The organism is Pseudomonas sp. EA_65y_Pfl1_P113 (assembly GCF_963970525.1).
Taxonomy (GTDB): domain Bacteria; phylum Pseudomonadota; class Gammaproteobacteria; order Pseudomonadales; family Pseudomonadaceae; genus Aquipseudomonas; species Aquipseudomonas tritici.
This window is the reverse complement of record NZ_CAXAQM010000162.1, coordinates 1-718: the sequence shown is the minus strand read 5'-3', so window position 1 is coordinate 718 and position 718 is coordinate 1. Positions and strand designations below refer to the sequence as shown.

General features: G+C 62.8%; 1 protein-coding gene. It reads right to left on the bottom strand.

The window, feature by feature from the left end; all coding sequences use genetic code 11:
* On the bottom strand, positions 1 to 718 hold a 718-nt coding region (locus AACY52_RS28890; RefSeq protein ID WP_339561154.1), incomplete at both ends, for a type IV secretory system conjugative DNA transfer family protein.

Below are 718 nucleotides of genomic sequence, written 5' to 3'. Positions count from 1 at the left end.
GATGCGCCGTCTTCATCATCGCATCGAGGGTGGATTCAATTGGTCGCTTCGGATCAGAGAGGAACGCCGCGACGCCGGCCAGAGTCTTGTCCTTTTCCGCATAGAGGACGTGGAGGATCGCGCCGACTAGCAGCGCATGGCTCGTCTTTTCCCAATGGTTCCGCTTGTCCAACGACCCTTCTGGGTCGACCAGGATGTCGGCGATGTTCTGGACGTCGCGAACCTCCCATTCGCCGCGGCGCACCTCGAGCAGAGGATTGTAGGCAGCGGATTTTGTGTTGGTCGGGTCAAAGAGCAGCACGCGGCCGTGCCTGGCGCGGAAGCCGGCGGTGAGCTGCCAGTTCTCGCCCTTGATGTCGTGAACAATCGCCGAGCCCGGCCAGGTCAACAGCGAGGGCACAACGAGGCCAACACCCTTGCCGCTTCGGGTGGGCGCGAAGCACAGAACATGTTCAGGCCCATCATGGCGCAGATAAGCGTGCTCGTAGCGTCCCAGCACGACACCATCGGGACCGAGAAGGCCGGCCGTCTCCACCTCCTTCTTCTCGGCCCAACGCGCCGAGCCATAGGTCTCGACCTTCTTGGCCTCGCGTGCACGCCAGACCGACATGCCGATGGCGACGGCGATCGAGATGAAGCCACCGGACGCCGCGATGAAAGCGCCTTCGACGAAGATCGCGGGTGCGTAGGCGTCGAAGCCGTACCACCACCAGAAGAA